Genomic DNA, 23,249 nt, shown 5'->3' with positions numbered 1-23,249 from the left:
CCATTGCCGCACAGGCCTGTGCGGCATGCATAACCAACCAAGCGAGGTTCAGAACAATGCAATCGACCATCACCGCCGACTCCTTCAATCAGCGCGGCAAACCCTTCCTGCCGGGGCTGCTCGGCATCGTCGTGACCGCCGTCGACAAGGAATTCCTCGCCGCCGAACTGACGGTGCAGCCGTCGCACCTGGCCCCCAACGGCTACCTGCATGCCGGCAGCGTGGTGACGCTGGCTGACACCGCGTGCGGCTACGCCTGCATCGCCAACCTGCCAGCCGGCGCCGCCAGCTTCACCACCATCGAGCTCAAGAGCAATTTCCTGGGAACCGCGCGCGAAGGCGTAGTCGAATGCGAGGCACGCGCAGTGCACACCGGTCGCAATACCCAGGTGTGGGATGCGCTGGTCAAACATCGCGATACCGGCAAGCTGATCGCGACCTTCCGCTGCACGCAGATGATCCTGTGGCCGAAACAGGGATGACATGACAGAACCTTGCATCGTTCCCGGCGTCTATCAGCATTACAAGGGCAAGAAGTATTTCGTGCTCGGCCTGTCGAAGAACACCGAAACCGGCGAAGTCTGCGTCGTCTACCGGCCGCTGTACGAAACCGACTGGGCGCAGCTGGTCCACCGTAATGCGGCCATGTTCGCCGAGCAGGTCGATGTCGGCGGCGTGCAAACGCCGCGCTTCAAACTGATCGCATCCTGAAATGACCGAATCGCTGGGCCTGTTCGAGCAAACGCCGGTGCTGGAGCCGATCCCGATGATCGACGCCGACGTGACGTTCCTGCACGGCTTTTACCGCAAGCCGCATACCGAACGCCTGCTGCAGGCGCTGCTGCAGGAAGTCGCATGGCGCCAGGAAACGATCCGCATGTGGGACAAGGAGTACCTGCAGCCGCGGCTGTCGGCGTGGTATGGCGATGCGGGCGCGCGCTATACCTATTCCGGCACTACCTTCGAGCCGCATGCGTGGACAGCTACGCTATTCCGTATTAAGGAGGAGATCGAAGCCTTGAGCGGGCATCGTTTCAACAGCGTGCTGTGCAACCTTTACCGCAATGAGCACGACAGCGTGAGCTGGCACAGCGACAACGAAGCGGAGTTCGGCGACCAGCCGGTGATCGCGTCGCTGAGTTTGGGCGAAACGCGCATCTTCAAGTTCCGCCACAAGCGCCGCAAGGACCAGAAGTGCATCGCGCTCGAGCTGACCGACGGCAGCCTGCTGATCATGGCTGGGGCCACGCAGAAGCACTGGCAGCACGCCGTCGAGAAGGAACGCAGCCCGTGCGGGCCGCGCATCAACCTCACCTTCCGCAAGATCGTGCTGCCGCGCGCAGCTTAGCCGCGCGACGCCATGAAGCGCAATTCGTTGGCGAGATTCGGCGTCAAACCTTCGTAGCGGCGGCACAAAGACGTCAGTTCATCCGCGTCCGAGACGCGGCGCCGGCGCGGCTTGACTGACACCAGCGCCGACAACAATGCCAGCGCAGCCTTGCCAACGTTGCTGAAATAATGGTCACCGAAAACGGGTTGGGTGCTTGTCAGAACCGACATGGCTATTCCTTTCATTCGTGCAGTACCTTGTTCGATTCCAATGTAGGCGGGCAACAACCATAATTCCAATTGCGAATCGCGATATCAGACATTCGCTTGCAATATATCTTCACCTCGCGTGGCTGGAAGTCCGTGAGTTTGCAACCGGATGTAACTCCCCTGCACATAAGTGCATGAATTCATTGCAACTGTACATTTCTTCGCGTTACATTCTTCTACAAGCCGGTACCCTTGGTGTACCGCCAATCGACGAAGATACCGTCATGGGCAAGCTGCCCGATCAGTGCCGCCTGCACGACATGCAGGCGGACCAGGAAGGAGAACAACATCATGAAACACCGCTATCTGCTGCTGGCAGCGCTCGTCGTGGGAATGGGCGCGGACATGTCGGCGCTGGCCGATCCGCCGCCGTGGGCACCGGCACATGGCCGCCGCGCCAAGGAGATGCATTCGGAAGTCGTCGAAGTACGCCCTGTTGTGCGCCAGTACAATTACATCTACTACCCGGCTTACCAGGTGTATTACGCGCCCGATTCCCAGATGTGGTTCTGGATGAACGGCGGGAACTGGCAGTTCGGCATGAACCTGCCGCTGGAGTACTCACGCTACAGCTACGCCGGCGGCGGCGTGACCGTCATGCTCAATTCGGACCGACCGTATGTCGAGCATACCTACGTCGAACAGACGTATGGACGGCCATGGCGCGCCGAACACGGTCACGGGGAAAAACACGGCAAGCACGGACACCGCGACTGACGTGCCGGATCAGGCTGCGGTCAGCCAGCCAAACGCCCGGACACACCGGCGCTATTTTGCAGAAAACGCGCCGGGTGGGCGTTGACGTCCACCCGTTTTGCCTTGCCGGGGCGGCGGCAACGGCGCCAACGGCAACTTGCTACAATGCCGCTCATCCGACCACCTTGCGCTTTCTTCTCCGATGGGCTACCTCGCAATCAAGCACCTCCACATGACCTGCGCCGCGCTAAGCGGCAGCTTTTTCCTGGTACGCGGCGTCTGGATGCTGCGCGACTCCGCCATGCTCAAGCAGCGCTGGGTCAGGATTGCGCCGCATGTGATCGATACCGTTCTGCTGGTCAGCGCGCTGGTCATGGTGGTGTGGAGCGGCCAGTACCCGTTCGTGCAAGGCTGGCTGACCGCGAAGGTGCTCGCACTGATCGCCTACATCCTGCTCGGCACGGTGGCCTTGAAGCGCGGCAGGACCAAGGGCACAAGGACCGTGGCCTTCGTCGCCGCCTTGCTGGTGTTCGCCTATATCGTCAAGGTCGCGCTGACCAGGCAAGTCCTCTAATCGGCTGCGCCGTCGGGCGCGCGCCCCCACTGTCGCGGCGACATTCCGGCATATTTTGTAAATGCCCGCGTGAAGGCGGCTGCGCTGGCATACCCGGTTTTCGCGCTTACCGCCTTTACCGGCGTTCCCTGCCGCAGCAGATGCCGGGCCAAGCGGATACGGCATTGCGTCAGGTATTCGCCCGGCGCGGTGCCGACGATGGCACGAAAGTGCTCGGCAAACCGCGTGCGCGACATGCACGCCACTCCCGCCAGCGAATGCAGGTCCCACGGCTCCTGCGGACGTTCATGCATCGCCACCAGCGCCAGGGATAACTGCTTGTCCGCCAGACCGGCCAGCAAGCCGGTGGGCATGGCACCGCTTTCGAATTGATATCGGATCATCTGGACCATCAGGACGTCGCATAACCGATCGAGGATGACGTCACGCCCCGCCGCCGCCGCGCTTGCCTCCGCAAACAGCAATTCAAGCGTCGCACCGAGCATCGCCCGCTCCGCCAACGGCAGCCGCAGGCATTCGGGCAAGACCCGCGCCAGCAAGTTCTGCGATCCATCCTGGAATGAAATCGTCGCGCACAGCAGCGTCGCCGACTCGCCCTCCGGCACCTGCAGCCGGTGGCCCGTGCCACGCGGGTAATAGATCATCGTCGGCTCGTCGATGCGGATGGCGGGCGCCTCGCGGTGCGAAAAGATTACCGGGCCCTTGCGCACGAGATGCAAATGCCCGGACTTGTCGTCCTCGACGAATTCATTGGTGTCGCAGAAATCGCCATTGAAAAAAACCCGGGCGTTGAAGGTATGGCGGCCAATCAGGGATGAAATTTTGTCCATACGCGCAAATTTAGACGATTGGCTATCTATTCTGGACGATCTGCAATATTCCTGTGTAGAAACAATAAAGCAGGCGGGTGAAAATGCAACGGCCCCTGGTGAACCACTGATTCACGCACACGTAGTTCGCCGCCGGCGGCTTGCAGCACCACGCATTCGTGCCGCTGCGCGTGCCGCCCTCCGATTCCCTGCATTGTTTTCCATACAAGGTCGAAGCCATGAAAAACATGAGTATCAAATATGTCATCCTGTCGGCAGTCGGCGTGCTGATCGCGATCACGGTAGCGGTCGGAGCGCTCGGCATCTATACCACCAGCCACGCGGTAGCGCTTCTGGAAGGCGCCTCGTTGCGCGATGCGCGGCAGCAGGCGATGATCGGCAACATCATGCTGCGCATGGAAGTCAACCGCAGCCAGGTGCTGCAGGCCTTGCAGCACAGCCCCGCCACCGAATACGCGAAGATGCACGACCATCCCTTGAGCGTGCATTTCACCGCCGTCGCCCAAAATACGCACGCGTTGCGCAAGGACTGGGACGAATTCTTCGCATCGCTGCAAACGGAAGAAGCAAAGGCACTGGTCAAGAATTGGTACGAGAAAAGCAACAAGCTCGGCATCGACAGCGTGACTGACGCCGCCAAGGCGATCGAGGAAGAAAAATGGGATGACGCGGAAAAGATCCTGATCACGCAGATCAATCCCGGCTACAAGAACGGGCAGGAAGCGTATCTGCAGCTGCAGGATTTTCTCGGCAAGCGCGGCCGCGCGAATGCGGCCAAAGCGCATGAAGACATTACGTCGCAGAATTACCTGATGATCGGAGCCATCCTGCTCGGCGCAGTGTTTGCCATCGGAGCCGCCCTCCTTCTGCTGCACGCCATTATCAAGCCGTTGCAGCAGGCAGTCGGCGTGGCGCGCAAGGTTGCGCAGGGAGACCTCATGAATGCCGTCGAGACCGATTCGCGCAACGAGTTCGGCCAGCTGCTGCACGCATTGCGCGACATGAATGCGTCGCTGGCGGACATCGTCGGTCAGGTACGCAGCGGGACCGACACGATCGCGACCGCCTCGACCCAGATTGCCTCGGGCAATATGGACTTGTCATCGCGTACCGAGCAGCAGGCAAGCGCGCTGGAGGAAACCGCTTCCTCGCTCGAAGAATTGACTTCCACCGTCAGGCAAAACGCCGACAATGCGCGGCAGGCCAATCACCTGGCGAAATCGGCTTCCGAGGTGGCCGTCACGGGCGGCGCGGTCGTGTCGCAAGTGGTGGAGACGATGGGTGCGATCAATGAATCGGCCAGGAAGATTGTCGACATCATCACGGTCATCGACGGCATTGCTTTCCAGACCAATATCCTGGCGCTTAACGCCGCCGTGGAGGCGGCGCGCGCCGGCGAACAGGGGCGCGGCTTCGCCGTCGTCGCCACCGAAGTCAGGAACCTTGCGCACCGCTCGGCGGCGGCGGCCAAGGAAATCAAGGCATTGATCAACGATTCGGTGGAAAAGGCCGACAACGGCAGCAAGCTGGTCGACCAGGCGGGCACGACGATGCACGACATCGTGCACGGCATCCGGCACGTGTCCGACATCATGGAAGAAATCACCGCCGCCAGCCAGGAACAGACGGCCGGCATCGAACAGATCCACCGGGCGGTCAGCCAAATGGACCAGGTGACGCAGCAAAATGCCGCACTGGTGGAAGAAGCGGCGAGCGCAGCACAATCGCTGCGCGACGAAGCCTCGGGGCTGGCGCACATGGTCAGGGTATTCAAGCTGGCCGAGCGCCAAGCCGCCCCGGCACGCCCGGCGTTGCCGGCAGCGGCAGTCCGGAGCAACGCTGCTGCTGCGCGCGTCTTGCCACGGGGGCATTTAGTATAATCACGGCCGTTGCCGTTCTCCCTGGAAGTCCCTCATGCTCCGCCCCCCCGAACTCCTGCTCCCCGCCGGCTCGCTGTCCAAGATGCACGCCGCCTTCGATTTCGGCGCCGACGCCGTCTATGCCGGCCAGCCGCGCTACAGCCTGCGCGCGCGCAACAATGAATTCTCGACGCTGGAAGCGCTCGGCGCCGGCATCAGCGCAGCGCATGCGCGCGGCAAGCTATTCTTCGTCGCTTCCAACATCTTCGCGCACAACGCCAAGCTCAAGACCTATCTGCGCGACATGGAACCGGTGATCGCGATGAAGCCGGACGCGCTGATCATGGCCGATCCCGGCCTGATCATGATGGTGCGCGACAAGTGGCCGGAGGTGCCGGTGCACCTGTCGGTCCAAGCCAACGCGGTGAACTGGGCCGACGTCAAGTTCTGGCACAGGATGGGCTTGACGCGCGTGATCCTGTCGCGCGAACTGTCGCTCGACGAGATCGAGGAAATCCGCCAGCAATGCCCGGAGATGGAGCTCGAAGTGTTCGTGCACGGCGCCTTGTGCATCGCCTATTCCGGGCGCTGCCTGCTGTCGGGCTACTTCAACCATCGCGACCCGAACCAGGGCACCTGCACCAATTCCTGCCGCTGGGATTACAAGGTGATGAACGCTTCGGAAGACGCTAGCGGCGATATCGCGCGCGTGCCGGTGGAGACCATCAAGTTCAACTACCAGCAGGCGCTGGAAGAAGCCAACCAGTCATTCTCGGCGTTAGGCGACATGCCGCGCCATCCGCTGGCCGACCAGCCCTACCTGATCGAGGAAGCGGGGCGTCCCGGCCAGCTGATGCCGATCCTGGAAGACGAGCACGGCACCTACATCATGAATTCCAAGGACTTGCGCGCAGTCGAGCACGTCGAGCGCCTGGTCAAGATCGGCGTCGATTCGCTGAAGATCGAAGGCCGCACCAAGTCGCTGTACTACGTGGCGCGCACCGCGCAGGTGTACCGCCGCGCCATCGACGACGCGGTCGCCGGACGCCCGTTCAACGTGAATCTGCTGGGCGAGCTGCAGGGGCTGGCGAATCGCGGGTATACCGATGGCTTCTACCAGCGCCACCATACCCAGGATCACCAGAACTACATGAGCGGCGTGTCGGAAGTGCACCGCAGCCACTATGTCGGCGACGTGCAGTCGGTGGCCGACGGCTGGGCAGAAGTGGAAGTCAAAAACCGATTCTCGGTCGGCGACCGGCTGGAAGTGATTCACCCCAGCGGCAACCGCATCGTCACGCTGGAAGCGATGCACTCAGCCGAAGACGGCACGCCGCTGACGGTGGCACCCGGCAGCGGCCACCGCGTGCGCATTCCGCTCGAGGCCGGCTTCGACAAGGCCTTGCTGGCGCGCCTGCTGTAATCCGGCAAGGCGTTCCGTGGCACTTCCGCCTAGGTTTGTTGTCCATCCCTTGCCGGCAAGTACGGCCATAGGAGAAACGTCATGAGATGGGAAGGCAATCGCGAAAGCGAAAACGTGGAAGACCGCCGCGGTGGCGGCTTCGGCATCGGGCTGGGCGGCGGCTCGCTCAGCATCGGCACGGTCGTCATCGCCGTCGTGGCGTCGCTGCTGTTTGGCGTCAATCCGCTCTCCATCCTCAGCATGCTCAGCGGCGGCTCCGGTCAGGTCGCGCAAGTCCAGTCCGCGCATCCGCCCGCCAACGACGAAATGACGCGCTTCGTGCGCACGGTACTGGCCGATACCGAAGATACGTGGACTGACTTATTCCGCGAGCAAGGCCGCCAGTACATCGATCCGCGCCTGGTGCTGTTCTCTGGCAAGACGCCGACGGCCTGCGGCACCGGCCTGACCGCGGTCGGCCCCTTTTATTGCCCGGGCGACCAGAAGGTGTATATCGACCTCTCCTTTTATCGCCTGATGCAGCAGCGTTTCCATGTTTCCGGCGAATTCGCGCAAGCCTACGTGATCGCGCACGAAGTCGGGCACCACGTACAGCACCTGCTCGGCATTTCCGACAAGGTCGACAGCATGCGGCGCCGGGCGTCGGAAGCGCAGAGCAACGCGTTGTCGGTACGGCTGGAGCTGCAGGCCGACTGCTTCGCCGGCGTCTGGGCCTATCACGCAAACCAGGCGCGCAACATCCTGGAAGACGGCGATATCGAAACGGCATTGAATGCCGCCTCCGCGATCGGTGACGATGCGCTGCAAAAGCAGGCGCAAGGCTATGTCGTACCCGATTCCTTCACCCACGGCAGTTCGGCACAGCGCGTGCGCTGGTTCACGCGGGGCATCGAAACCGGAAAAATGAGCGCCTGCAATACGTTCGAAGCACGGCAGCTGTAACGCATTCCGCTACAATGCAGGCGGTTACTCTCCACAATACGCCCGCCTCATGTCCCATGCTCGCGCCCGGCCACTGGCTTGCGCGAGCGTGCGGCAAAGTGCAGCACACTCGCCCTATCATGCAAAAACTTGATTTCACCCTCGACGGGGAATACGTCGAACTCAACCAATTGCTCAAGCTCGTCGGCATCTGCGACAGCGGTGGCGCCGGCAAGTCCCTCGTGGCCGGCGGTGACGTCTGCGTCGACGGCAAGACGGAATTGCGCAAGACCTGCAAGATCCGTGCGGGGCAAGTCGTCAGCCTGGGCGACGTGCGCATACGCGTCGTTTCTGCCTGATAAAAAGTGAACTTTTTGCATTTTCTTTTGTCGAAGATCGATTCGGCCGGCGCCCGCCGGCTGCCCTCCCCCCTGTAATCAGCGCTGCCCCACATCGCTGGTCAGCTGACTGTGGAATCGCACCGCCATGCTCAATCGCTATCCCAAGCTGATCTTCATCGACCTGGAGACGACCGGCCCCAATCCGGCCGCCGACTTCATCACTGAAATCGGCATGGTGGAAGTCTCCGCGGCCGGCGTGAGCCGCTGGTCGGCGCTGGTCAATCCGCAAGCGCCGATTCCGCCGTTCATCCAGCACCTGACCGGCATCAACGACGCCATGGTGCGCGACGCGCCAAGCTTCGCGATGCTGGCTACCGAAGTGCAGCGCCGCCTGCAGGACGGCCTGTTCATCGCGCACAATGCGCGCTTCGATTACGGCTTCCTGCGCAATGCATTCAAGCGCCTGGGCATGACGCTGCGCTGCGAGGCGCTGTGCACGGTCAAGCTGTCGCGCAAGCTGTTCCCGCACGAGATCAAGCACAGCCTCGATGCGCTGGTGGCGCGCCACGGCTTGTCGGCACAGGCGCGCCACCGCGCGCTGGCCGACGCCGACCTGCTCTGGCAGTTCTGGAGAAAGATGGAGGCGACGCTGGCGCCGGAAGCCCTCGACGACGCGGTCGGGCAATTGCTGCAGCGCCCGAGCATCCCGGCGCAACTGGAACCGGAACTGCTGGACGATCTGCCGGATTCGCCGGGGGTGTATGTGTTCTATGGCGAGAACGACGTGCCGCTGTACGTCGGCCGTGGACAACACCTGCGGCAGCGCGTGCTCACGCATTTCCCCGACCATCCCTCCCATCGCGATGCGCAGCTCGCGCGCGCCGTGCGTCGCCTCGAATGGCACGAAACCGCGGGAGAGATCGGAGCGCAGCTGCTGGAAGCGCAACTGCAAAGGCGGCTGCGCCCGGCGCATGGCGTGCCACCCGAACGCGACGTGTGCAGCTGGCAACTGCAAGCCGCGCCCGACGGCGGCTCGCGGCCGGTGCTGGTTTATGCGAGCGGAGTCGATTTCGGCCGCAGCGAACGCCTGTACGGCTTGTTCAATTCGCGCAGCAAGGCGGAGATGGCGCTGCAATCGCTCGTCGACCAGCACGCCTTGTGTCCGGCGCTGGCCGGGCTGGAAGCGCGCGACGATAGCGGCCAGGCATGCAGCGCGCACGCCTCGGGCCGCTGCCGCGGCGCGTGCATCGGCAATGAAGCGCCGCAACAGCACCAGGCCCGGCTCGAGCAGGCGCTGGCCGCGCTCAAGCTCAAACCCTGGCCCTATGTCGGCCCGATCGGCATGCTGGAAACCGGCCCCGATGGCCGAAGCGACGTGCACGTGGTGGACAACTGGAGCTACCTCGGCACGGTGCGCGACGAACGCGACTTGTGGGACATTCTTGAGCAGGCGCCGGCGCTGTCGGCCTTCGACGTCGACACCTACAAGACCGTCACGCGCGCACTCTTGCTCGGCAAGCTGCAGGTGCACCCGCTGTCGGCGCGCAAGATCGCCGCGCCGATCCGGCTGGCGCAATTGAGAAAATAAAAAAGCGGGATCGTAATCCCGCTTGGTCCAGGCGGCGCCGACCGGCGCTGCAGGTCAGGCGACCTTGATGTCGATCTTGCGCGGCTGCGCATGTTCGGCCTTCGGAATGCGCAGCTTGAGCACGCCCTGCTTGAACTCGGCCGAAGCCTTTTCGCTGTCGAGCTCGCGCGACAGGGTAAACACGCGGCGGTAGCGCGGCAGCCTTACTTCGGCGTGGCCCGACTCCATGCCTGCCGGCGTGTCCAGCGCGACCTCGCCTTCGATGGTCAGGCTGTCCGCTTCCAGCTGCAAGCTCAGCTTATCCTTCGGCACGCCCGGCAAGTCGGCGTACAGCGTGATGCCGGATGCATCCTCGACCACGTCGACCGGCGGCAGCAAGGCGGCCTCGCTGCGGGCGGCGCTGTTTTCCTTCTTCGTCACATTGGTGTTTTCACTCATGATCGATCCTCCTTGTCACTGAACGGCGATGCGGCGCGGCTGCGGCGCTTCGCGGCGCTTGATGCTGACATGCAGTACGCCGTCGCGGTATTGCGCCGATACGCCGCTCGGATTGATATCGTCATCCGGCAAGCTCACCACGCGGCGGAAGCGGCCGGCGAAGCGCTCGTTGATATGGACCGAGGCTTTCTCGTCCTCGGTGGGCAATTCGGCTGCGCGCTCGCCGGAAATCGTGAGCACGCCGCGCTCCAGGTTGACCTCGATGCTGTTCGGGTCGAGGCCCGGCGCGAATGCATACAGTTCCACGGTCTGCGGCGTGCCGCCGATATTTAGTGCGGGAAAAGCGCCGTAGCCCGCGCCACGGATGCTCGGGTTGGAATCGAAAGCCTGCTGCAGTTCGCGCTGCAGGCGGTCAAACTCCGCATATATGTCGCGGGGGAACATCGACCGGTACATCATGCTGTCCTCCTTCATGTTCAATGGGTTCAATATAGGCTGTGCACATTGCCTGGGTGCCGCATCGGCCTGTACTACCAACATAAGTTCGCCATGAAAAATTTCAATACCTTGATTTCGGATGTGGCCGGCTCCATGTTCTAGGGTGACAATCATCTGCAGATCCTCAGTTCTGAAGGAGATCTTTCTTGGAATTCAAGGACTATTACCAGACACTGGGCGTATCCCGGGATGCCCCCGCGGACGAGATCAAGAAATCGTTCCGCAAGCTGGCGCGCAAGTACCATCCGGACGTATCCAAGGAGCCCGATGCGGAAGCACGCATGAAAGAGCTCAACGAGGCATTCGCCGTGCTGTCCGATACCGAAAAGCGCGCTGCCTACGATCAACTGGGCCAGCGTTATCGCGCCGGGCAGGAATTCCACGCGCCGCCGGACTGGGATGCCGGATTCGAATTTTCCGGCGCGGGTGCGCCCGGCGGCGGTGCCGATTTCAGCGATTTTTTCTCCGAACTGTTTGGCAGCCGCATGGGGCGCGGCGCCGGACAAGCCGGCCATGCCCATTTTCAGATGCGCGGCCAGGACCATCACGCCAAGGTCATGCTCGACCTGGAGGATGCCTACCATGGCGCAACGCGCACCATGACGCTGCGCGTGCCGCGCCAGGATGCGCGCGGGCACGTGGGCCTGGCGGAACATACCCTTGATGTACGCATTCCCAAGGGAGTGCGCGAGGGGCAGTTGATCCGCCTGGCCGGACAGGGCAGTCCCGGCATCGGCGGCGGCACGCCCGGCGACCTGTACCTGGAAGTGCACTTCACGCCGCATGCGCGCTATCGCGTCGAAGGGCGCGACGTCTATGCGACGCTGCCGATCGCACCGTGGGAAGCGGCGCTGGGCGCAACGGTGCAGGCGCCGGTGCCTGACGGCATGGTCGAGGTGCGCATTCCGGAAGGCTCGCAATCGGGCCGCAAGCTGCGCCTGAAAGGCCGTGGCATCCCCGGCGCCACGCCGGGCGACCTGTACCTGGTGATGGAAGTGGTGCTGCCGCCGGCAGACAGCGAGAAGGCGCGCGAACTGTACCGGACCATGGCGCGCGAAATGGCGTTCAATCCCCGTGAGAGGGTGTGACGAATCCTCTGAGGAGTCTGAATCATGCAAGAACAGGTCGCACTGCTGCTGGAAGAGGCGCAGCTGACGCTCGACGAGCTGGCGCTGAGCTGCGCCGTCAGCCGCGAATGGATCATCGAACACGTGCAGGCCGGCGTGCTGCCGGCACGGCCGGACGTGGCCCGACTCGACACCGACCCGGCGCACTGGCTGTTTTCCGGCGGCGACCTGCTGCGCACCCGGCGCCTGACCGATATCGAACGCGGCTTCGACGCCAACCCCGAACTGGCCGGGCTGGTAGCCGACCTGCTGGATGAACTGGAGCGCCTGCGCGTGCGCGTGCGGCGCGCCGGGCTGTCCCTTGATTAGGGAGGTGCCATGTCTTTGCACATCGTCTGCCCCCACTGCCAGGCCGTCAACCGCGTGCCATCCGAACGTCTGTCCGAGTCGCCCGATTGCGGGCGCTGCCACCATGCTTTGTTCGACAGCCATCCGGTCGCGCTGAAGACGGCCGATTTCGACCGCCACCTCAGCCGCAGCGACATCCCGCTGCTGGTGGATTTCTGGGCGCCCTGGTGCGGTCCCTGTCGCATGATGGCCCCGGCATTCGAGCAGGCGGCCGCGCAACTGGAGCCGAAGGTGCGGCTGGCAAAGGTGAACACCGACGAAGAACAGGCGCTCGGCGCGCGCTACGCGATCCGCAGCATTCCCACGCTCGCGCTGTTCCACCAGGGGCGGGAGATTGCACGCCAGGCCGGCGCGATGGGTGCAGGCGACATCGTGCGCTGGGTGCGCGCCCATCTGTGATGCGCACACGCGCAATAAAAAACGGGCCGCGACGCGGCCCGTTTTTTGTCGGCTGAAACTTGCCGGCGCTATGGATCAAGCAGCGCGGTGAGTGGCAGTCTTGACGAACTCGCCGACTGCGGCATTCACATTCGCTTCCAGCACTTCCTTCGCCTGCTTGGCGGTGCTGGCGAACTGCTCGTAGCCGCCGTTGGCATTGTCCAGTGCAGTTTTCACCATGGCGACCACGCCTTCGGTGCCGGCCGGCGCTTTCTTGCTGACTTCGTCGAGCAGCTCGTTGACCTTGCTGGCAACCGCCGCCATCTGCACTTCGGCTGCCTTGACGAACTCGGCATGGGCGCTGCTGGCGATACCGGAGACGTGGTTACCGTAGGCGACCGCCTTTTCCAGGGCCGGCTTGCTCTGTGCCGTGACGACGGCCAAGAATTCCTGCGGATCCTTGGCGGCCAGCATCTGGCGCGCCGCAACCGACGATTCTTCCATCGAAGCCTTGACCGCGGTGATGTTCAGGGTGACCAGCTTTTCGATGCTTTCGAAGGTCTTGTTGGTCAGCGAAGCGTACAGCGCCAGGTGCGCTTCGAGGCTGTTCTTGGTAGCGGCGGAAATCTGGTTTTGAATCGGGAACATGGGTTTCTCCAAAAATTCGGGCGCACAAATGCGCGGTGGCGGCTGACAGAAAAACATTGTCAGAATTTGTTGCGCAGCAACATTGAATATTCTAGAGATGCTCTCCGTCCAGTACAAGGCAAATTTTGTGCATTGCATGAAAAAACCGGCTTTTTTGATTCGTCTGACAATCTTCAATATCAAGCACGCAACAGCATTGATCCTGCAGAGATATGTATTCAACAAGTATGTTTAAAGTTGGCTAATATGAAGTCGAACACCGCATAACGCCGGTCGCGCGCCCCTGCCGGAACCGGCTTTCCTCAACCGGGGAGGATATCTGATGGACAAAGACAATCCGCGTGCCCGCTTGTATTACCTGTTTGGCGCAAAGCCTGGTGCGCGCAGCCTGCCCTGGCCGGCGCGCGTGCCGCCGGGACTGTTCGCAGTTTCGGTCGGACTGTTCGGGCTAACCGGCGCATGGCGCCGCGCGGCAGCCTACGGCTGGCCGGTTGCAGCCGACGTCGCGCATCTGATGGCCTGGCCGGTCACAGCGATCTGGGTCGCCACGCTGCTGCTGTATCTGTATAAATGCGCGCGCTATCCGCAAGTGGTACTGCAGGAATTCCGCCATCCGGTGCAAAGCTCGCTGCAGGCGCTGCTGCCGCTATCGATGCTGCTGGCGGCAATCATCCTGGCTCGCCCCGACCAGGGCATCTGGCTTCCCCTTGTACTGGCAGCACTGGCGCTGCATGCGCTCATCGGCTACCGCGTCGTCGCCATGCTCGCCACCGGCCGGTTGCCAGAAAATGCCGTCACGCCCGCCCTTTACCTACCCATCGTCGGCGGCGCGCTGGTCGGCGGCATGGCGTTGGGGACACTAGGCTACCAAGGCTGGGGAGCGCTGCTGTTCGGAACCGGCCTGTCCGGCTGGGCGCTGCTGGAAGCGCGCATTCTTTCGCGCCTGTTTGAAGGCCCCATGCCGGAAGCACTGCGCCCGACCATTGGCGTGGAACTGGCGCCGCCAGCCATTGCCACGCTGGCGGCGGCCGTGATCTGGCCCGACCTGCCGGGCCATGTGCTGGCAGTCGGCTTGGGCATCGCGGTGTCGCCGATCGTCGGCGTACTGGCGCGGCTCCAGTGGTGGGGCAAGGTACCGTTCTCGATCGGGTTCTGGTCGTTTTCCTTCCCGTTGGCGGCGCTGGCTTCCGCCATCATCGAGGCAGTGCACCGCGGCGGCTGGCCGCAGGAAGCAGGCATTGCTGCGCTGCTCGCCGCCTCGGCCGTCATCGTGCTACTGGCTTTGCGAACCGTGGCACTGCTGCTGCAAGGCAGGCTGCTGCCTGCCGAATAGTTTGTGGGGGAATTTGCGGCGCGCGGCCGAGGCGCGTCGCCCCTTTGAATTACGTCCTTCGCGTCCCGCGCCGATCCGCCGAGTGCAACGAAACGCTGAATTCCAGGTTGGTGATCCCGATCGCTCCCGGCGGCCCAGCTACGAAACCGAATCCCGGCTTCACCGGGAACAGTGAATCATCGCGCAGCATCAGGTCGGTCTGGCAATTCGGGCTTGGAGAAAACAGGTACTGCTTGACCTCGTTCCACACCGGCTCGCTCACCCAGCCAAACAGGAAGAGCTGATGCGGATAGAGCGAGCTGTCCGAATCGATGTAGCCCTTCTGGTTCTTTTGCAGCGGCGGCTCCACCGGCAACGCATCGGAGATAACCAGAGTCACCGCGCCGTCACCGATCGAAAACGCCTCTTCATTTTGGATCGACGCATAGGCCAGGCGCAAATGCCAGCGGCAGTTCAGGGCCACCCGCTTTTCCGAGCCGATCTTTTCGGTCTGCATCGACAAGCCGTCGGTCAGCGTCAGCTGGGTGCACTTCACCTGCCCGACCAGGGTCGGCTCCAGCTTCCTGAATTCGTCGAGGTTTTCATGCATGTTCCAGAAGAACCACTTGGCGCGCTCCCCTTCCGTCATGTCCGGCAAATCGCCGATGGTGCGGGAACCGTGGGCCTCAATCGTGCGCATGACTTCCTTGCGCGATTTTTCATGCATTTCATCAAGATCAGAACTGAACCGCTGGGTATATTCGCTCCGCATAAAACCTCTCCAAATTCAGACAGTGGACTGTGATTGCCGCGCCCATCCCGGCAGGTCGCATCATCTCAGTGTAGGACTCATTTCGCAGGTATCAAGCATCGCCCCTGCTTGGCGTCTTTGGCAGCCTTCGCATGTCTGCCCAATAGAGATGCATTCGAATCAATTAGTTCGTCGCAGGCAGCGCAAATGCAGCGATTTTGCGTGACACCGGGTCGCAGCCGGGGAAAAAACGAAACCGCGCCTCGGCGCTTGCGGGTTTACGGATGCGGCCGGAGTGGTGCCGGCCAGGGATGATCAGGCGGCGGTCTTGCTCACCTTTTTCGCATGCTTGGTTTTCTTGATCTTATTGCCGGCCTTGGCCAAGGCTGCCGGTACGGGCGCACCGGGTGGTGTAGCAGGTATCTGAGCGAATACGGAACCGGCGGCGAACGTGACAGCAATCAGTTTTTTCCTCATCTCGCTCCCGATGAATGACATGTAGATCGCCGCCACATTCGTATAAGCGACCAGAAAATAACTTACCTTAAAGAAACTTATGCATTTTCCGGTTGCACTCTTCCTGCCTGTGCCGCATAGCACATAAGCGAAGCGCCCAAAAAACGATGGCGCGGTTGAACATGCATGTTCAACCGCGCCATCTTAGGGATACGGCGGTTCGCCGTCCCGGTAGGTCAGTACATGTGCTGTCCGCCGTTAATGGCGATGTTGGCGCCGGTCAGGAACGCCGCCTCGTCCGAAGCGAGGTAAGCGACCAGACCCGCCACTTCTTCCGGCTTGCCCAGGCGGCCCATCGGAATCTGCGGAATGATCTTGCTTTCCAAAACCTCGGTCGGGATCGCCATCACCATCTTGGTACCGATATAGCCCGGCGAAATGGTGTTGACAGTCACGCCCTTCTTCGCCACTTCCAGCGCGAGCGCCTTGGTGAAGCCGTGCATGCCGGCCTTGGCGGCGGAATAGTTGGTCTGGCCGAAAGCACCCTTCTGGCCGTTCACAGACGAGATATTGATGATGCGTCCCCAGCCACGGTCGGTCATGCCGTCGCACACCGGCTTGGTCATGTTGAAGACGGAGTCGAGATTGGTCTTGATGACTGCATCCCAGTTGGTCTTGTCCATCTTCTTGAACGTCATGTCGCGCGTGATGCCGGCGTTATTGACCAGCACGTCGACCGGGCCGATTTCGTCGGTGATCTGCTTGATGCAGGCTTGCGCCGAATCGTAATTGGCCACATCACACGGATAAGCACGGAAGTGGAAGCCCTTCTCTTCCATCTGGCTCAGCCATTCGCCGGCCTTGGTGTTGCCCGGCGAATGAGTGGTAACGACTTGATAGCCGAGCGCTGCCATCTTAATGCAAATGGCTTCCCCCAATCCGCCCATGCCGCCTGTAACTAGTGCAACTCTTGCCATGTTTTATTCTCTCTATTATCTCGTCTGTAATAACAACACCACTGCGACTCTCAGCGCTCCACTGCGAGTGCAACTCCCATGCCACCGCCGATGCACAAGCTGGCCAAGCCACGCTTCGCATCACGACGGATCATTTCGTGCAGCAGGGTCACCAGGATGCGGCAACCGGACGCACCAATCGGGTGACCGATTGCGATGGCGCCACCGTTGACGTTGATCTTGCTGGTATCCCAACCCATTTCCTTATTCACGCCGATCGCCTGTGCCGCAAATGCCTCGTTGATTTCCATCAGGTCGAGGTCGCTGTGGGTCCAGCCTGCCTTCTTCAGGCACAGCTGGCTAGCGGGAACCGGCCCCATGCCCATGATGGTCGGGTCGACGCCGGCAGACGAATACGCCTTGATGCGCGCCATCGGCTTCAGTCCGAGTTCATCCGCCTTCTTCGCCGACATCATGATCACCGCGGCCGCGCCGTCGTTGATGCCGGAAGCATTGCCAGCGGTGACAGTGCCGTTCTTGTCGAATGCCGGGCGCAGGCCGGCGAGCGAATCGAGCGTGACGCCGGGCTTGATGAACTCGTCGGTATCGAATACGACGGAACCCTTCTTCGACGCGATTTCCAGCGGCAGGATCTCATCCTTGAACTTGCCAGCCTTTTGCGCCGCTTCCGCCTTGTTTTGCGAAGCCACCGAGAACTCGTCCTGCTCCTGGCGCGACACGTCGTATTTCTTGGCGACGTTCTCGGCGGTGACGCCCATGTGGTACTGGTTGTACACATCCCACAGGCCGTCGACGATCATCGTGTCGACCAGCTTGGCGTCGCCCATGCGGAAGCCATCGCGCGAGCCGTTGAGCACGTGCGGCGACGCGCTCATGTTTTCCTGGCCGCCGGCGATGATGATGTCGGCGTCGCCGGCCTTGATCGCCTGCGCTGCCAGGTGGGTGGCGCGCAAGCCGCTGCCGCACACCATGTTGATCGTCATGCCGGGCACCATATCAGGGAGGCCGGCGCGAATGACAGCCTGGCGCGCCGGATTCTGTCCCACGCCAGCCGTCAGCACTTGCCCCATGATCACGTCGTTGACCATTTCCGGCTTGATGCCGGTCTTGGCCAGCAGTCCCTTGATGACATGCGCGCCCAGATCAGCTGCGGCGATTTTGGCCAAGGTGCCACCGAACTTGCCGACTGCGGTACGACCTGCGGCGACGATTACGACATCATTCATTTCAAATCTCCCTAGAAAGCTAACAATACAACGCGATGAGCAGATACGTGGCTACTGGCTTGCGCCGGCAAGGATTACGGCAAGACCTGCGTCGAAAAAAGCAGGGCCATCATAATCTTGAAGACAAGCACTTCATTTGATCTCACTCAACGCTCCGATATGAAGTCAAGAAGCGAACGACCGTGCTCCTGTGTGTGCGAAATGCGCACGGCAACTATATCAAGTTTCAAATTCAACACACCAAAACCACCCCGGCCGGAACGCCTGTGCGAACAGGGCCAGCAACGATTATTCATCTCAAATTTGACACAACGCTGACAAGCTAAATTCCCTGAATCGGGAAAAGCTTTATACAAAAAGGAAGCGCCACGGCAACCGGCACCTAAGGATGCTGCCGCACCAGGCTAGGGGCAGATCACACGTTGTCGAGCAGGCGCTGCAAGGCCTGCAGCGCAGCCAGCCCTGCCGCCGCCTGTTTCAGGGTGAGTCGGCCGATCGTTTCGGCGCGCAACTGCGCCACTTCAGCATCGATGCGCCGCATGGTTCTTTTCGTCTTCGGCGTCAGATGCACGATCTTGCAGCGCGCATCGCCCGGCAACGCGCGGCGCAGCACCCAGCCGCCGTCCTCCAGTTGCTTGACCAGCCGCGTCACGGTGGGCGCTTCGATGCCGAGCATGTGCGCCAGGTCCGTCTGCGTGAGTCCGTCACGCGTGCGCGAGATGTAGAGCAGCGTGCGCCACTTCGACTGCGACAGGCCGAGCGGCTTCAGGCGCTGGTCCAACTTGTAGCGCCAGCTACGTCCGATTTCGCCGATGGCGAGACCGAACTGCTCCTGCACGGTTGCCGCCTTTGGGAAATCGCGCGTGTCGTTGATGGGCTGGTTCATGAGCGCTATTGTATGCGAGTGGTAGAATTACTTGCACTAGCTAACTAATTCGGAAGCGATGCGTGCCATCGCTGCCCGATCGTCACCCCGCCTACCTTGTATGAAAAGACGGAACGCCGCCTTATTGATTGCAATCGTCGCCGCCGGCAGCGCCGCATGGTATCTGACCAGGACCAACCAGCAGCAGGAAAACAGCCAGCCGAAAACTGCGCCGGCAATCGCCGTCACCGTCGCCCGAGCAGTGCAAACGGACGTGCCGGTGCGGCTGGAAGCAAACGGCTATGTCAGCTCGCTCAATAACGTCGAGGTGCGCCCGCAAGTGTCAAACCTCGTCGCCCGCGTGCATATCAAGGAAGGCCAGTTCGTCAGGGCGGGCGAAGTGCTGTTTTCGCTGGACGAACGCGCCGACCGCGTGAACCTGCAAAAGGCGCAGGCGCAGCTGGCGAAGGACCAGGCCAGCCTGGCCGATCTCGAACGTCAGCTGGCGCGCAGCCGCGAATTGCTCGGCAAGGGTTTCATCTCGCAAGGCGCCGCCGATACGATCCAGGCACAGGCCGACGCGGCGCGCGCCACATTGCGCGCCGACCAGGCAGCAGTCGAGGCCGCACGCGTGGCGCTCGGCTATGACACCATCCGGGCGGCCTCCTTCGGGCGCGCCGGTGCCATTTCCGTGTTTGCGGGCACGCTGGTGCAGCCGAGTGCGACAGCCGCGCCGATGGTCACGATTTCCCAGATCGATCCGATCGCCATCACGTTTTCCCTGCCCGAGGGCGAACTGGGCGCCCTGCTCGCAGCACAACGCTCGGACACCGTGAAGGTCCTGGCGACGTTGCCCGGCTCGGCTGATGCGCAGGAGGGCAAGCTCAGCTTTGTCGACAATGCCGTCGACCCGCAGAACGGCACCATCAAGGTAAAGGCGGTCTTCCCGAATGCGGCACACCGGCTCTGGCCCGGCCAGTATGTGCCGGTCACGACCGTCGTACGCGAACTGAAGAACGCCGTCGTCATCCCCCAGGCGTCCGTCATCACCGGCATCGACACGCGCTCGGTGTATGTAGTCGGCGCTGACCAGACCGCCCAGCTGCGCCGCGTCGAACTGCTGCATTCGTTCGGCACCCAGGCCGCCGTCAGAGGCGTGGAAGCAGGCGACAGCGTGGTGGTGGACGGCAAGCAGAACCTGCGCCCCGGCAGCAAGGTGCGCGCAGCCGATGCGCACCCGGACAGCAGCGTCGCACAGAAGAACCCGCAATGAATATCTCCGAGCTTTGTATCCGGCGGCCGGTGATGACGGTGCTGCTGTGCGCGTCGGTGGTCGTCGCCGGCATCCTAGCCTACCTGAAGATCCCGGTGGCGGCGCTGCCCAGCTATAACACGCCGGTCATCAGCGTGACCGCCAACCTGCCCGGCGCCAGCTCCGAGACGATGGCGGCGTCGGTGGCGCTGCCGCTGGAAAAGCAATTCGCCACCATCGCCGGCCTGAACGTCATCAGCTCGACCAACACCCTGGGCAATTCCTCGCTGACGCTGGAATTCGACCCTGCGCGCGATATCGATGCCGCCGCCGTCGACGTGCAGGCAGCCCTGCTGCGCGCGCAGCGCTCGCTCCCGGCGGAGATGACGCAACTGCCTTCCTACCGCAAGGTCAATCCGGCCGATGCGGCGGTACTGCTGCTGGCGCTGACGTCGCCGTCGCTCGATCTGTCGGAGCTGAACGATTATGCGGAAAACCTCATCTCGCCCAGCCTGTCCACCTTGAACGGCGTCGCGCAGGTCAACATCTACGGCCAGAAGCGCTACGCGGTGCGGGTGAAAGCCAACCCGGCATTGCTGGCGTCGCGCAATCTGTCGCTGGACGACCTGGTGGCCGGCATCCGCGCCGCCAATGCCAACACTCCGGTTGGCACGCTCGACGGCGCGCGGCAGACGCTGACGATCCAGGCCAACCCGCAGATGAAGAATGCCGCCGAATTCGCCGACCTGATCGTCGCCAGCCGCAATAACGTACCGGTCAAGCTGCGCGAAGTCGCGCAGGTGGAGGACAGTTACGAATCGATCAAGAGCGCCAGCCGCTTCAACGGCGAGCGCTCCATCGTGCTGGCCATCCAGCGCCAGCCCAATGCCAATACCGTGGCGGTGGTTGACTCGGTGCGCGCGATGCTGCCGCGATTTAAGACGCAGCTGCCGGAGTCGGTCCAGATCAACCTGCTGAACGACCGCTCGGTGTCGATCCGCGAGGCGATGCATGACGTAAACATCACGCTCGGCATCACGGTGGTGCTGGTGGTGCTGGTGATTTTCCTGTTCCTGCGGCGGATGGTGGCGACGCTGATACCGACACTGTCGCTGCCGGTGTCGCTGGTGGGCGCCGTCGCCCTGCTGTACAGCCTTGGCTACAGCCTCGACAACGTCTCGCTGCTCGGCATTACGCTGGCAGTCGGCCTGGTGGTGGATGACGCGATCGTGGTGCTGGAGAACATCGTGCGCCATGTCGAGAATGGCGTGCAACCCTTCAAGGCCGCATTGGTCGGCTCGAAGGAAATGGGCTTCACCATCGTGTCAATCTCGGTGTCGCTGATCGCCGTGTTCATCCCGATCTTTTTCATGCCGGGCGTGATCGGTCTCCTGTTCCATGAGTTCGCGGTGGTGGTGTCGCTGGCGATCCTGGTGTCGGCCATCGTGTCGCTGACGCTGGTGCCGATGCTGTGCAGCCGCTACCTGACATCCGACCACGGCCACAAGCACAATATCGTCAGCCGCGGCTTCGAGCGGGTGTTCGACGCGATGCTCGAACGTTACGCGCGCACGCTCGACTGGGGGCTGCGCCATCGGTTTGCCATCTTGATGGTGGCGCTGGCCACTTTCGTCGTCACCGCTTACCTGTTCGTCACCATCCCGAAGGGCTTCTTTCCGGAAGAAGACATCGGGCAGATCAGCGTCACTACCGAGGCATCGGAAGACATTTCTTTTCCCGCCATGTCGGACAAACAGGCGCAGGTTGCCGACATCGTCGCGGCCGACCCGAATGTCGGCAGCGTCGCATCGACGCTTGGCGGCGGCTTCAACACCTCCAATACCGGGCGCATGTTCATCAACCTCAAACCGCGCAGCGAACGCGACAAGATGCCACAGGTGCTGGAAGGCTTGCGCAAGAAGGTGCGCGCAGTACCCGGCATCGCGGTGTATTTCCGTCCTGTGCAGAACTTGCAGCTGGGCGGGCGCGTTTCCAAGAGCCGCTACCAGTACATTCTGCAAAGCGTGCACGCGGCAGAGCTGAACGACTGGAGCGGCAAGCTGCTGGAACGCCTGCGTGGCGACGAGTCGTTTCGCGATGTGACCAGCGACTCGCAGCTGAAAGGCTTGCAGGCGTCGCTCAGAATCGATCGCGACAAGGCGAACCTGCTGGGCGTGCAGATGGCGGACTTGCGCAGCGCGCTGTACAGCGCCTTCGGCGAGCGCCAGGTATCGACCATCTACACCAGCAGCAACGATTACCAGGTGATCCTGCAGGCGGACGATCCGTACAAGCGCGACGAGTCGGCCTTCGAGCGCATCTTCGTGCGCGCCAAGGCTGGCAATCTGGTGCCGCTGACCAGCTTCGCCAGCGTCGAACGCACCGTCGGGCCGACAGCGATCAACCACCAGGGACAGCTGCAGGCGATCACGATCTCGTTCAACCTGGCGCCGGATGTGCCGCTGGGCGTGGCCGCCGCCAGGATCGAGCGCTACAAGAACGAAATCGCCATGCCCGCCAGCGTCATCACCTCCTATGGCGGTGACGCGGCCGTATTCAAGGAATCGCAGACCAGCCAGACGGTGTTGCTGGTGGTGGCGCTGCTGGTGATCTATGTGCTCTTGGGCGTGCTGTACGAAAGCTTCATCCACCCGATCACCATCCTCTCCGGTCTGCCCTCGGCCGCAGTCGGCGCCCTGCTGACGCTACGCCTGTTCGGGATGGACCTGACGCTGATCGCCACCATCGGCATCCTGATGCTGATCGGTATCGTGAAAAAGAATGCGATCATGATGATCGACTTTGCGCTCGTCGCTCAGCGCGAGCAAGGAAAGCCGCCACAGGAAGCGATCCGGCAGGCGTGCATCCTGCGCTTTAGGCCGATCATGATGACGACCTTCGCCGCGCTCATGGGCGCATTGCCGATCGCACTAGGATGGGGCGCCGGCGCCGAACTGCGCCAACCGCTGGGCTTGGCGGTGGTCGGTGGATTGCTGTTTTCGCAGGTAATTACGCTGTACATCACGCCGGTGATTTACCTATATCTGGATCGGTTTAGCGGGAACGGGCCGCTGAATGTGGACATTGAAGATGTTAGGGAGTTGAAGGCAGTGGCGGGTTAAGCCCAGACTGTCAATGCGGA

At 62.2% G+C, this 23,249-nt stretch carries 26 protein-coding genes; 16 read left to right on the top strand and 10 right to left on the bottom strand.

What is annotated here, in order from left to right; genetic code table 11:
* Positions 1–56: 56 nt before the first annotated feature.
* Genes TSA66_RS16845 through TSA66_RS16835 form a run of 3 tightly spaced genes read left to right on the top strand, consistent with a single transcriptional unit; the run spans position 57 to position 1,348 of the window.
* Positions 57–482: a PaaI family thioesterase gene (locus TSA66_RS16845; RefSeq protein WP_040040773.1), complete on the top strand. Its 426-nt coding sequence runs from the start codon at positions 57–59 to the stop codon at positions 480–482.
* Between the two features lies 1 nt (position 483).
* Positions 484–711 (top strand): DUF1653 domain-containing protein, encoded by a 228-nt coding sequence (locus tag TSA66_RS16840; RefSeq protein WP_040040772.1) that lies wholly within the window; start codon positions 484–486, stop codon positions 709–711.
* A 1-nt stretch (position 712) separates the two neighbouring features.
* Positions 713–1,348 (top strand): alpha-ketoglutarate-dependent dioxygenase AlkB family protein, encoded by a 636-nt coding sequence (locus TSA66_RS16835; RefSeq protein ID WP_040040771.1) that lies wholly within the window; start codon positions 713–715, stop codon positions 1,346–1,348.
* On the opposite strand, the gene TSA66_RS16830 is transcribed toward TSA66_RS16835, so the two are convergent.
* Complete coding sequence (locus TSA66_RS16830; protein WP_040040770.1) at positions 1,345–1,560, bottom strand: hypothetical protein; 216 nt, start codon at positions 1,558–1,560, stop codon at positions 1,345–1,347. The genes TSA66_RS16835 and TSA66_RS16830 overlap by 4 nt on opposite strands.
* Before the next feature lie 330 nt (positions 1,561–1,890).
* On the opposite strand from TSA66_RS16830, the gene TSA66_RS16825 reads away from it, so the two are divergent.
* The gene (locus TSA66_RS16825) at positions 1,891–2,316 is read left to right on the top strand and encodes a hypothetical protein (RefSeq protein WP_040040769.1); all 426 of its coding nucleotides are present in this window, start codon (positions 1,891–1,893) and stop codon (positions 2,314–2,316) included.
* A 181-nt stretch (positions 2,317–2,497) separates the two neighbouring features.
* Positions 2,498–2,869, top strand: coding sequence for a SirB2 family protein (locus TSA66_RS16820; RefSeq protein ID WP_040040768.1), 372 nt, complete (start codon positions 2,498–2,500; stop codon positions 2,867–2,869).
* Here the strand turns inward: TSA66_RS16820 and TSA66_RS16815 are convergent.
* The gene (locus tag TSA66_RS16815; RefSeq protein WP_040040767.1) at positions 2,866–3,699 is read right to left on the bottom strand and encodes an AraC family transcriptional regulator; all 834 of its coding nucleotides are present in this window, start codon (positions 3,697–3,699) and stop codon (positions 2,866–2,868) included. The genes TSA66_RS16820 and TSA66_RS16815 overlap by 4 nt on opposite strands.
* Before the next feature lie 218 nt (positions 3,700–3,917).
* On the opposite strand from TSA66_RS16815, the gene TSA66_RS28035 reads away from it, so the two are divergent.
* The 5 genes from TSA66_RS28035 (at position 3,918) to TSA66_RS16790 (ending at position 9,831) form a co-directional block, all read left to right on the top strand.
* On the top strand, positions 3,918–5,579 hold the full coding sequence (locus tag TSA66_RS28035; protein ID WP_040042687.1) for a methyl-accepting chemotaxis protein: 1,662 nt from the start codon (positions 3,918–3,920) through the stop codon (positions 5,577–5,579).
* A gap of 34 nt (positions 5,580–5,613) precedes the next feature.
* A complete protein-coding gene (trhP, locus tag TSA66_RS16805; protein WP_040040766.1) occupies positions 5,614–6,981 on the top strand; it encodes a prephenate-dependent tRNA uridine(34) hydroxylase TrhP in 1,368 nt (455 codons plus the stop codon).
* An 81-nt stretch (positions 6,982–7,062) separates the two neighbouring features.
* Entirely contained in the window at positions 7,063–7,923 is an 861-nt protein-coding gene (gene ypfJ / locus TSA66_RS16800; RefSeq protein ID WP_040040765.1) for a KPN_02809 family neutral zinc metallopeptidase, read from the top strand.
* A gap of 119 nt (positions 7,924–8,042) precedes the next feature.
* The gene (locus tag TSA66_RS16795) at positions 8,043–8,261 is read left to right on the top strand and encodes an RNA-binding S4 domain-containing protein (RefSeq protein ID WP_040040764.1); all 219 of its coding nucleotides are present in this window, start codon (positions 8,043–8,045) and stop codon (positions 8,259–8,261) included.
* A 127-nt stretch (positions 8,262–8,388) separates the two neighbouring features.
* A complete protein-coding gene (locus tag TSA66_RS16790; protein WP_040040763.1) occupies positions 8,389–9,831 on the top strand; it encodes a 3'-5' exonuclease family protein in 1,443 nt (480 codons plus the stop codon).
* A 54-nt stretch (positions 9,832–9,885) separates the two neighbouring features.
* Here TSA66_RS16790 and TSA66_RS16785 read toward each other — a convergent pair whose 3' ends face one another.
* Positions 9,886–10,269, bottom strand: a complete 384-nt coding sequence (locus TSA66_RS16785; RefSeq protein WP_040040762.1) for an Hsp20/alpha crystallin family protein — start codon at positions 10,267–10,269, stop codon at positions 9,886–9,888.
* Positions 10,270–10,284: 15 nt separating this feature from the next.
* On the bottom strand, positions 10,285–10,725 hold the full coding sequence (locus tag TSA66_RS16780; RefSeq protein ID WP_040042686.1) for an Hsp20/alpha crystallin family protein: 441 nt from the start codon (positions 10,723–10,725) through the stop codon (positions 10,285–10,287).
* Between the two features lie 188 nt (positions 10,726–10,913).
* Here TSA66_RS16780 and TSA66_RS16775 point away from each other — a divergent pair, with 188 nt between their 5' ends.
* The 3 genes from TSA66_RS16775 to trxC are packed head-to-tail and all read left to right on the top strand — an operon-like array spanning position 10,914 to position 12,641.
* Complete coding sequence (locus TSA66_RS16775) at positions 10,914–11,855, top strand: DnaJ C-terminal domain-containing protein (RefSeq protein WP_040040761.1); 942 nt, start codon at positions 10,914–10,916, stop codon at positions 11,853–11,855.
* A gap of 24 nt (positions 11,856–11,879) precedes the next feature.
* Entirely contained in the window at positions 11,880–12,203 is a 324-nt protein-coding gene (locus TSA66_RS16770) for a chaperone modulator CbpM (RefSeq protein WP_040040760.1), read from the top strand.
* Between the two features lie 9 nt (positions 12,204–12,212).
* Positions 12,213–12,641, top strand: coding sequence for a thioredoxin TrxC (gene trxC, locus TSA66_RS16765; protein ID WP_040040759.1), 429 nt, complete (start codon positions 12,213–12,215; stop codon positions 12,639–12,641).
* 75 nt (positions 12,642–12,716) lie between these two features.
* On the opposite strand, the gene phaP is transcribed toward trxC, so the two are convergent.
* A complete protein-coding gene (gene phaP / locus TSA66_RS16760) occupies positions 12,717–13,268 on the bottom strand; it encodes a TIGR01841 family phasin (RefSeq protein WP_040040758.1) in 552 nt (183 codons plus the stop codon).
* Positions 13,269–13,590: 322 nt separating this feature from the next.
* Between phaP and TSA66_RS16755 the strand changes: the two genes are divergently transcribed.
* Positions 13,591–14,601, top strand: coding sequence for an SLAC1 family transporter (locus TSA66_RS16755; protein ID WP_040040757.1), 1,011 nt, complete (start codon positions 13,591–13,593; stop codon positions 14,599–14,601).
* A gap of 49 nt (positions 14,602–14,650) precedes the next feature.
* On the opposite strand, the gene TSA66_RS16750 is transcribed toward TSA66_RS16755, so the two are convergent.
* From TSA66_RS16750 to TSA66_RS16730, 5 genes are all read right to left on the bottom strand, one after another.
* A complete protein-coding gene (locus tag TSA66_RS16750; RefSeq protein WP_040040756.1) occupies positions 14,651–15,352 on the bottom strand; it encodes a hypothetical protein in 702 nt (233 codons plus the stop codon).
* A gap of 294 nt (positions 15,353–15,646) precedes the next feature.
* Positions 15,647–15,829: a hypothetical protein gene (locus TSA66_RS16745; protein ID WP_040040755.1), complete on the bottom strand. Its 183-nt coding sequence runs from the start codon at positions 15,827–15,829 to the stop codon at positions 15,647–15,649.
* Between the two features lie 194 nt (positions 15,830–16,023).
* On the bottom strand, positions 16,024–16,764 hold the full coding sequence (phbB, locus tag TSA66_RS16740; RefSeq protein ID WP_040040754.1) for an acetoacetyl-CoA reductase: 741 nt from the start codon (positions 16,762–16,764) through the stop codon (positions 16,024–16,026).
* A gap of 50 nt (positions 16,765–16,814) precedes the next feature.
* Positions 16,815–17,990 carry an acetyl-CoA C-acetyltransferase gene (locus tag TSA66_RS16735; protein WP_040040753.1) on the bottom strand — a complete coding sequence of 392 codons (1,176 nt, stop codon included), beginning with the start codon at positions 17,988–17,990 and terminating at the stop codon, positions 16,815–16,817.
* A 415-nt stretch (positions 17,991–18,405) separates the two neighbouring features.
* Complete coding sequence (locus TSA66_RS16730; protein ID WP_052452383.1) at positions 18,406–18,876, bottom strand: MarR family winged helix-turn-helix transcriptional regulator; 471 nt, start codon at positions 18,874–18,876, stop codon at positions 18,406–18,408.
* A 100-nt stretch (positions 18,877–18,976) separates the two neighbouring features.
* On the opposite strand from TSA66_RS16730, the gene TSA66_RS16725 reads away from it, so the two are divergent.
* Positions 18,977–20,128: an efflux RND transporter periplasmic adaptor subunit gene (locus TSA66_RS16725; RefSeq protein ID WP_040040752.1), complete on the top strand. Its 1,152-nt coding sequence runs from the start codon at positions 18,977–18,979 to the stop codon at positions 20,126–20,128.
* Complete coding sequence (locus TSA66_RS16720; RefSeq protein WP_040040751.1) at positions 20,125–23,229, top strand: efflux RND transporter permease subunit; 3,105 nt, start codon at positions 20,125–20,127, stop codon at positions 23,227–23,229. Before TSA66_RS16725 ends, TSA66_RS16720 begins: the two co-directional genes overlap by 4 nt.
* Positions 23,230–23,249 lie beyond the last annotated feature (20 nt).

Source organism: Noviherbaspirillum autotrophicum (assembly GCF_000818395.1).
Taxonomy (GTDB): domain Bacteria; phylum Pseudomonadota; class Gammaproteobacteria; order Burkholderiales; family Burkholderiaceae_D; genus Noviherbaspirillum; species Noviherbaspirillum autotrophicum.
Note: the sequence above shows the minus strand (reverse complement) of the source record. Positions and strands in the feature narration are given on the sequence as shown.

Excerpts from the sequence above, each read along its gene's own strand:
- TSA66_RS16840 (WP_040040772.1), top strand. The coding sequence starts at position 484 with ATGACAGAACCTTGCATCGTTCCCGGCGTCTATCAGCATTACAAGGGC.
- TSA66_RS16755 (WP_040040757.1), top strand. The coding sequence starts at position 13,591 with ATGGACAAAGACAATCCGCGTGCCCGCTTGTATTACCTGTTTGGCGCA.
- TSA66_RS16780 (WP_040042686.1), bottom strand. The coding sequence starts at position 10,725 with ATGTACCGGTCGATGTTCCCCCGCGACATATATGCGGAGTTTGACCGC.
- TSA66_RS16750 (WP_040040756.1), bottom strand. The coding sequence starts at position 15,352 with ATGCGGAGCGAATATACCCAGCGGTTCAGTTCTGATCTTGATGAAATG.
- TSA66_RS16795 (WP_040040764.1), top strand. The coding sequence starts at position 8,043 with ATGCAAAAACTTGATTTCACCCTCGACGGGGAATACGTCGAACTCAAC.
- TSA66_RS16825 (WP_040040769.1), top strand. The coding sequence starts at position 1,891 with ATGAAACACCGCTATCTGCTGCTGGCAGCGCTCGTCGTGGGAATGGGC.
- TSA66_RS16830 (WP_040040770.1), bottom strand. The coding sequence starts at position 1,560 with ATGTCGGTTCTGACAAGCACCCAACCCGTTTTCGGTGACCATTATTTC.
- TSA66_RS16720 (WP_040040751.1), top strand. The coding sequence starts at position 20,125 with ATGAATATCTCCGAGCTTTGTATCCGGCGGCCGGTGATGACGGTGCTG.
- TSA66_RS16725 (WP_040040752.1), top strand. The coding sequence starts at position 18,977 with ATGAAAAGACGGAACGCCGCCTTATTGATTGCAATCGTCGCCGCCGGC.
- TSA66_RS16820 (WP_040040768.1), top strand. The coding sequence starts at position 2,498 with ATGGGCTACCTCGCAATCAAGCACCTCCACATGACCTGCGCCGCGCTA.
- phaP (WP_040040758.1), bottom strand. The coding sequence starts at position 13,268 with ATGTTCCCGATTCAAAACCAGATTTCCGCCGCTACCAAGAACAGCCTC.
- TSA66_RS16785 (WP_040040762.1), bottom strand. The coding sequence starts at position 10,269 with ATGAGTGAAAACACCAATGTGACGAAGAAGGAAAACAGCGCCGCCCGC.
- trhP (WP_040040766.1), top strand. The coding sequence starts at position 5,614 with ATGCTCCGCCCCCCCGAACTCCTGCTCCCCGCCGGCTCGCTGTCCAAG.
- TSA66_RS28035 (WP_040042687.1), top strand. The coding sequence starts at position 3,918 with ATGAAAAACATGAGTATCAAATATGTCATCCTGTCGGCAGTCGGCGTG.
- TSA66_RS16845 (WP_040040773.1), top strand. The coding sequence starts at position 57 with ATGCAATCGACCATCACCGCCGACTCCTTCAATCAGCGCGGCAAACCC.
- ypfJ (WP_040040765.1), top strand. The coding sequence starts at position 7,063 with ATGAGATGGGAAGGCAATCGCGAAAGCGAAAACGTGGAAGACCGCCGC.
- TSA66_RS16770 (WP_040040760.1), top strand. The coding sequence starts at position 11,880 with ATGCAAGAACAGGTCGCACTGCTGCTGGAAGAGGCGCAGCTGACGCTC.
- phbB (WP_040040754.1), bottom strand. The coding sequence starts at position 16,764 with ATGGCAAGAGTTGCACTAGTTACAGGCGGCATGGGCGGATTGGGGGAA.
- TSA66_RS16745 (WP_040040755.1), bottom strand. The coding sequence starts at position 15,829 with ATGTCATTCATCGGGAGCGAGATGAGGAAAAAACTGATTGCTGTCACG.
- TSA66_RS16735 (WP_040040753.1), bottom strand. The coding sequence starts at position 17,990 with ATGAATGATGTCGTAATCGTCGCCGCAGGTCGTACCGCAGTCGGCAAG.
- trxC (WP_040040759.1), top strand. The coding sequence starts at position 12,213 with ATGTCTTTGCACATCGTCTGCCCCCACTGCCAGGCCGTCAACCGCGTG.
- TSA66_RS16815 (WP_040040767.1), bottom strand. The coding sequence starts at position 3,699 with ATGGACAAAATTTCATCCCTGATTGGCCGCCATACCTTCAACGCCCGG.
- TSA66_RS16790 (WP_040040763.1), top strand. The coding sequence starts at position 8,389 with ATGCTCAATCGCTATCCCAAGCTGATCTTCATCGACCTGGAGACGACC.
- TSA66_RS16730 (WP_052452383.1), bottom strand. The coding sequence starts at position 18,876 with ATGAACCAGCCCATCAACGACACGCGCGATTTCCCAAAGGCGGCAACC.
- TSA66_RS16835 (WP_040040771.1), top strand. The coding sequence starts at position 713 with ATGACCGAATCGCTGGGCCTGTTCGAGCAAACGCCGGTGCTGGAGCCG.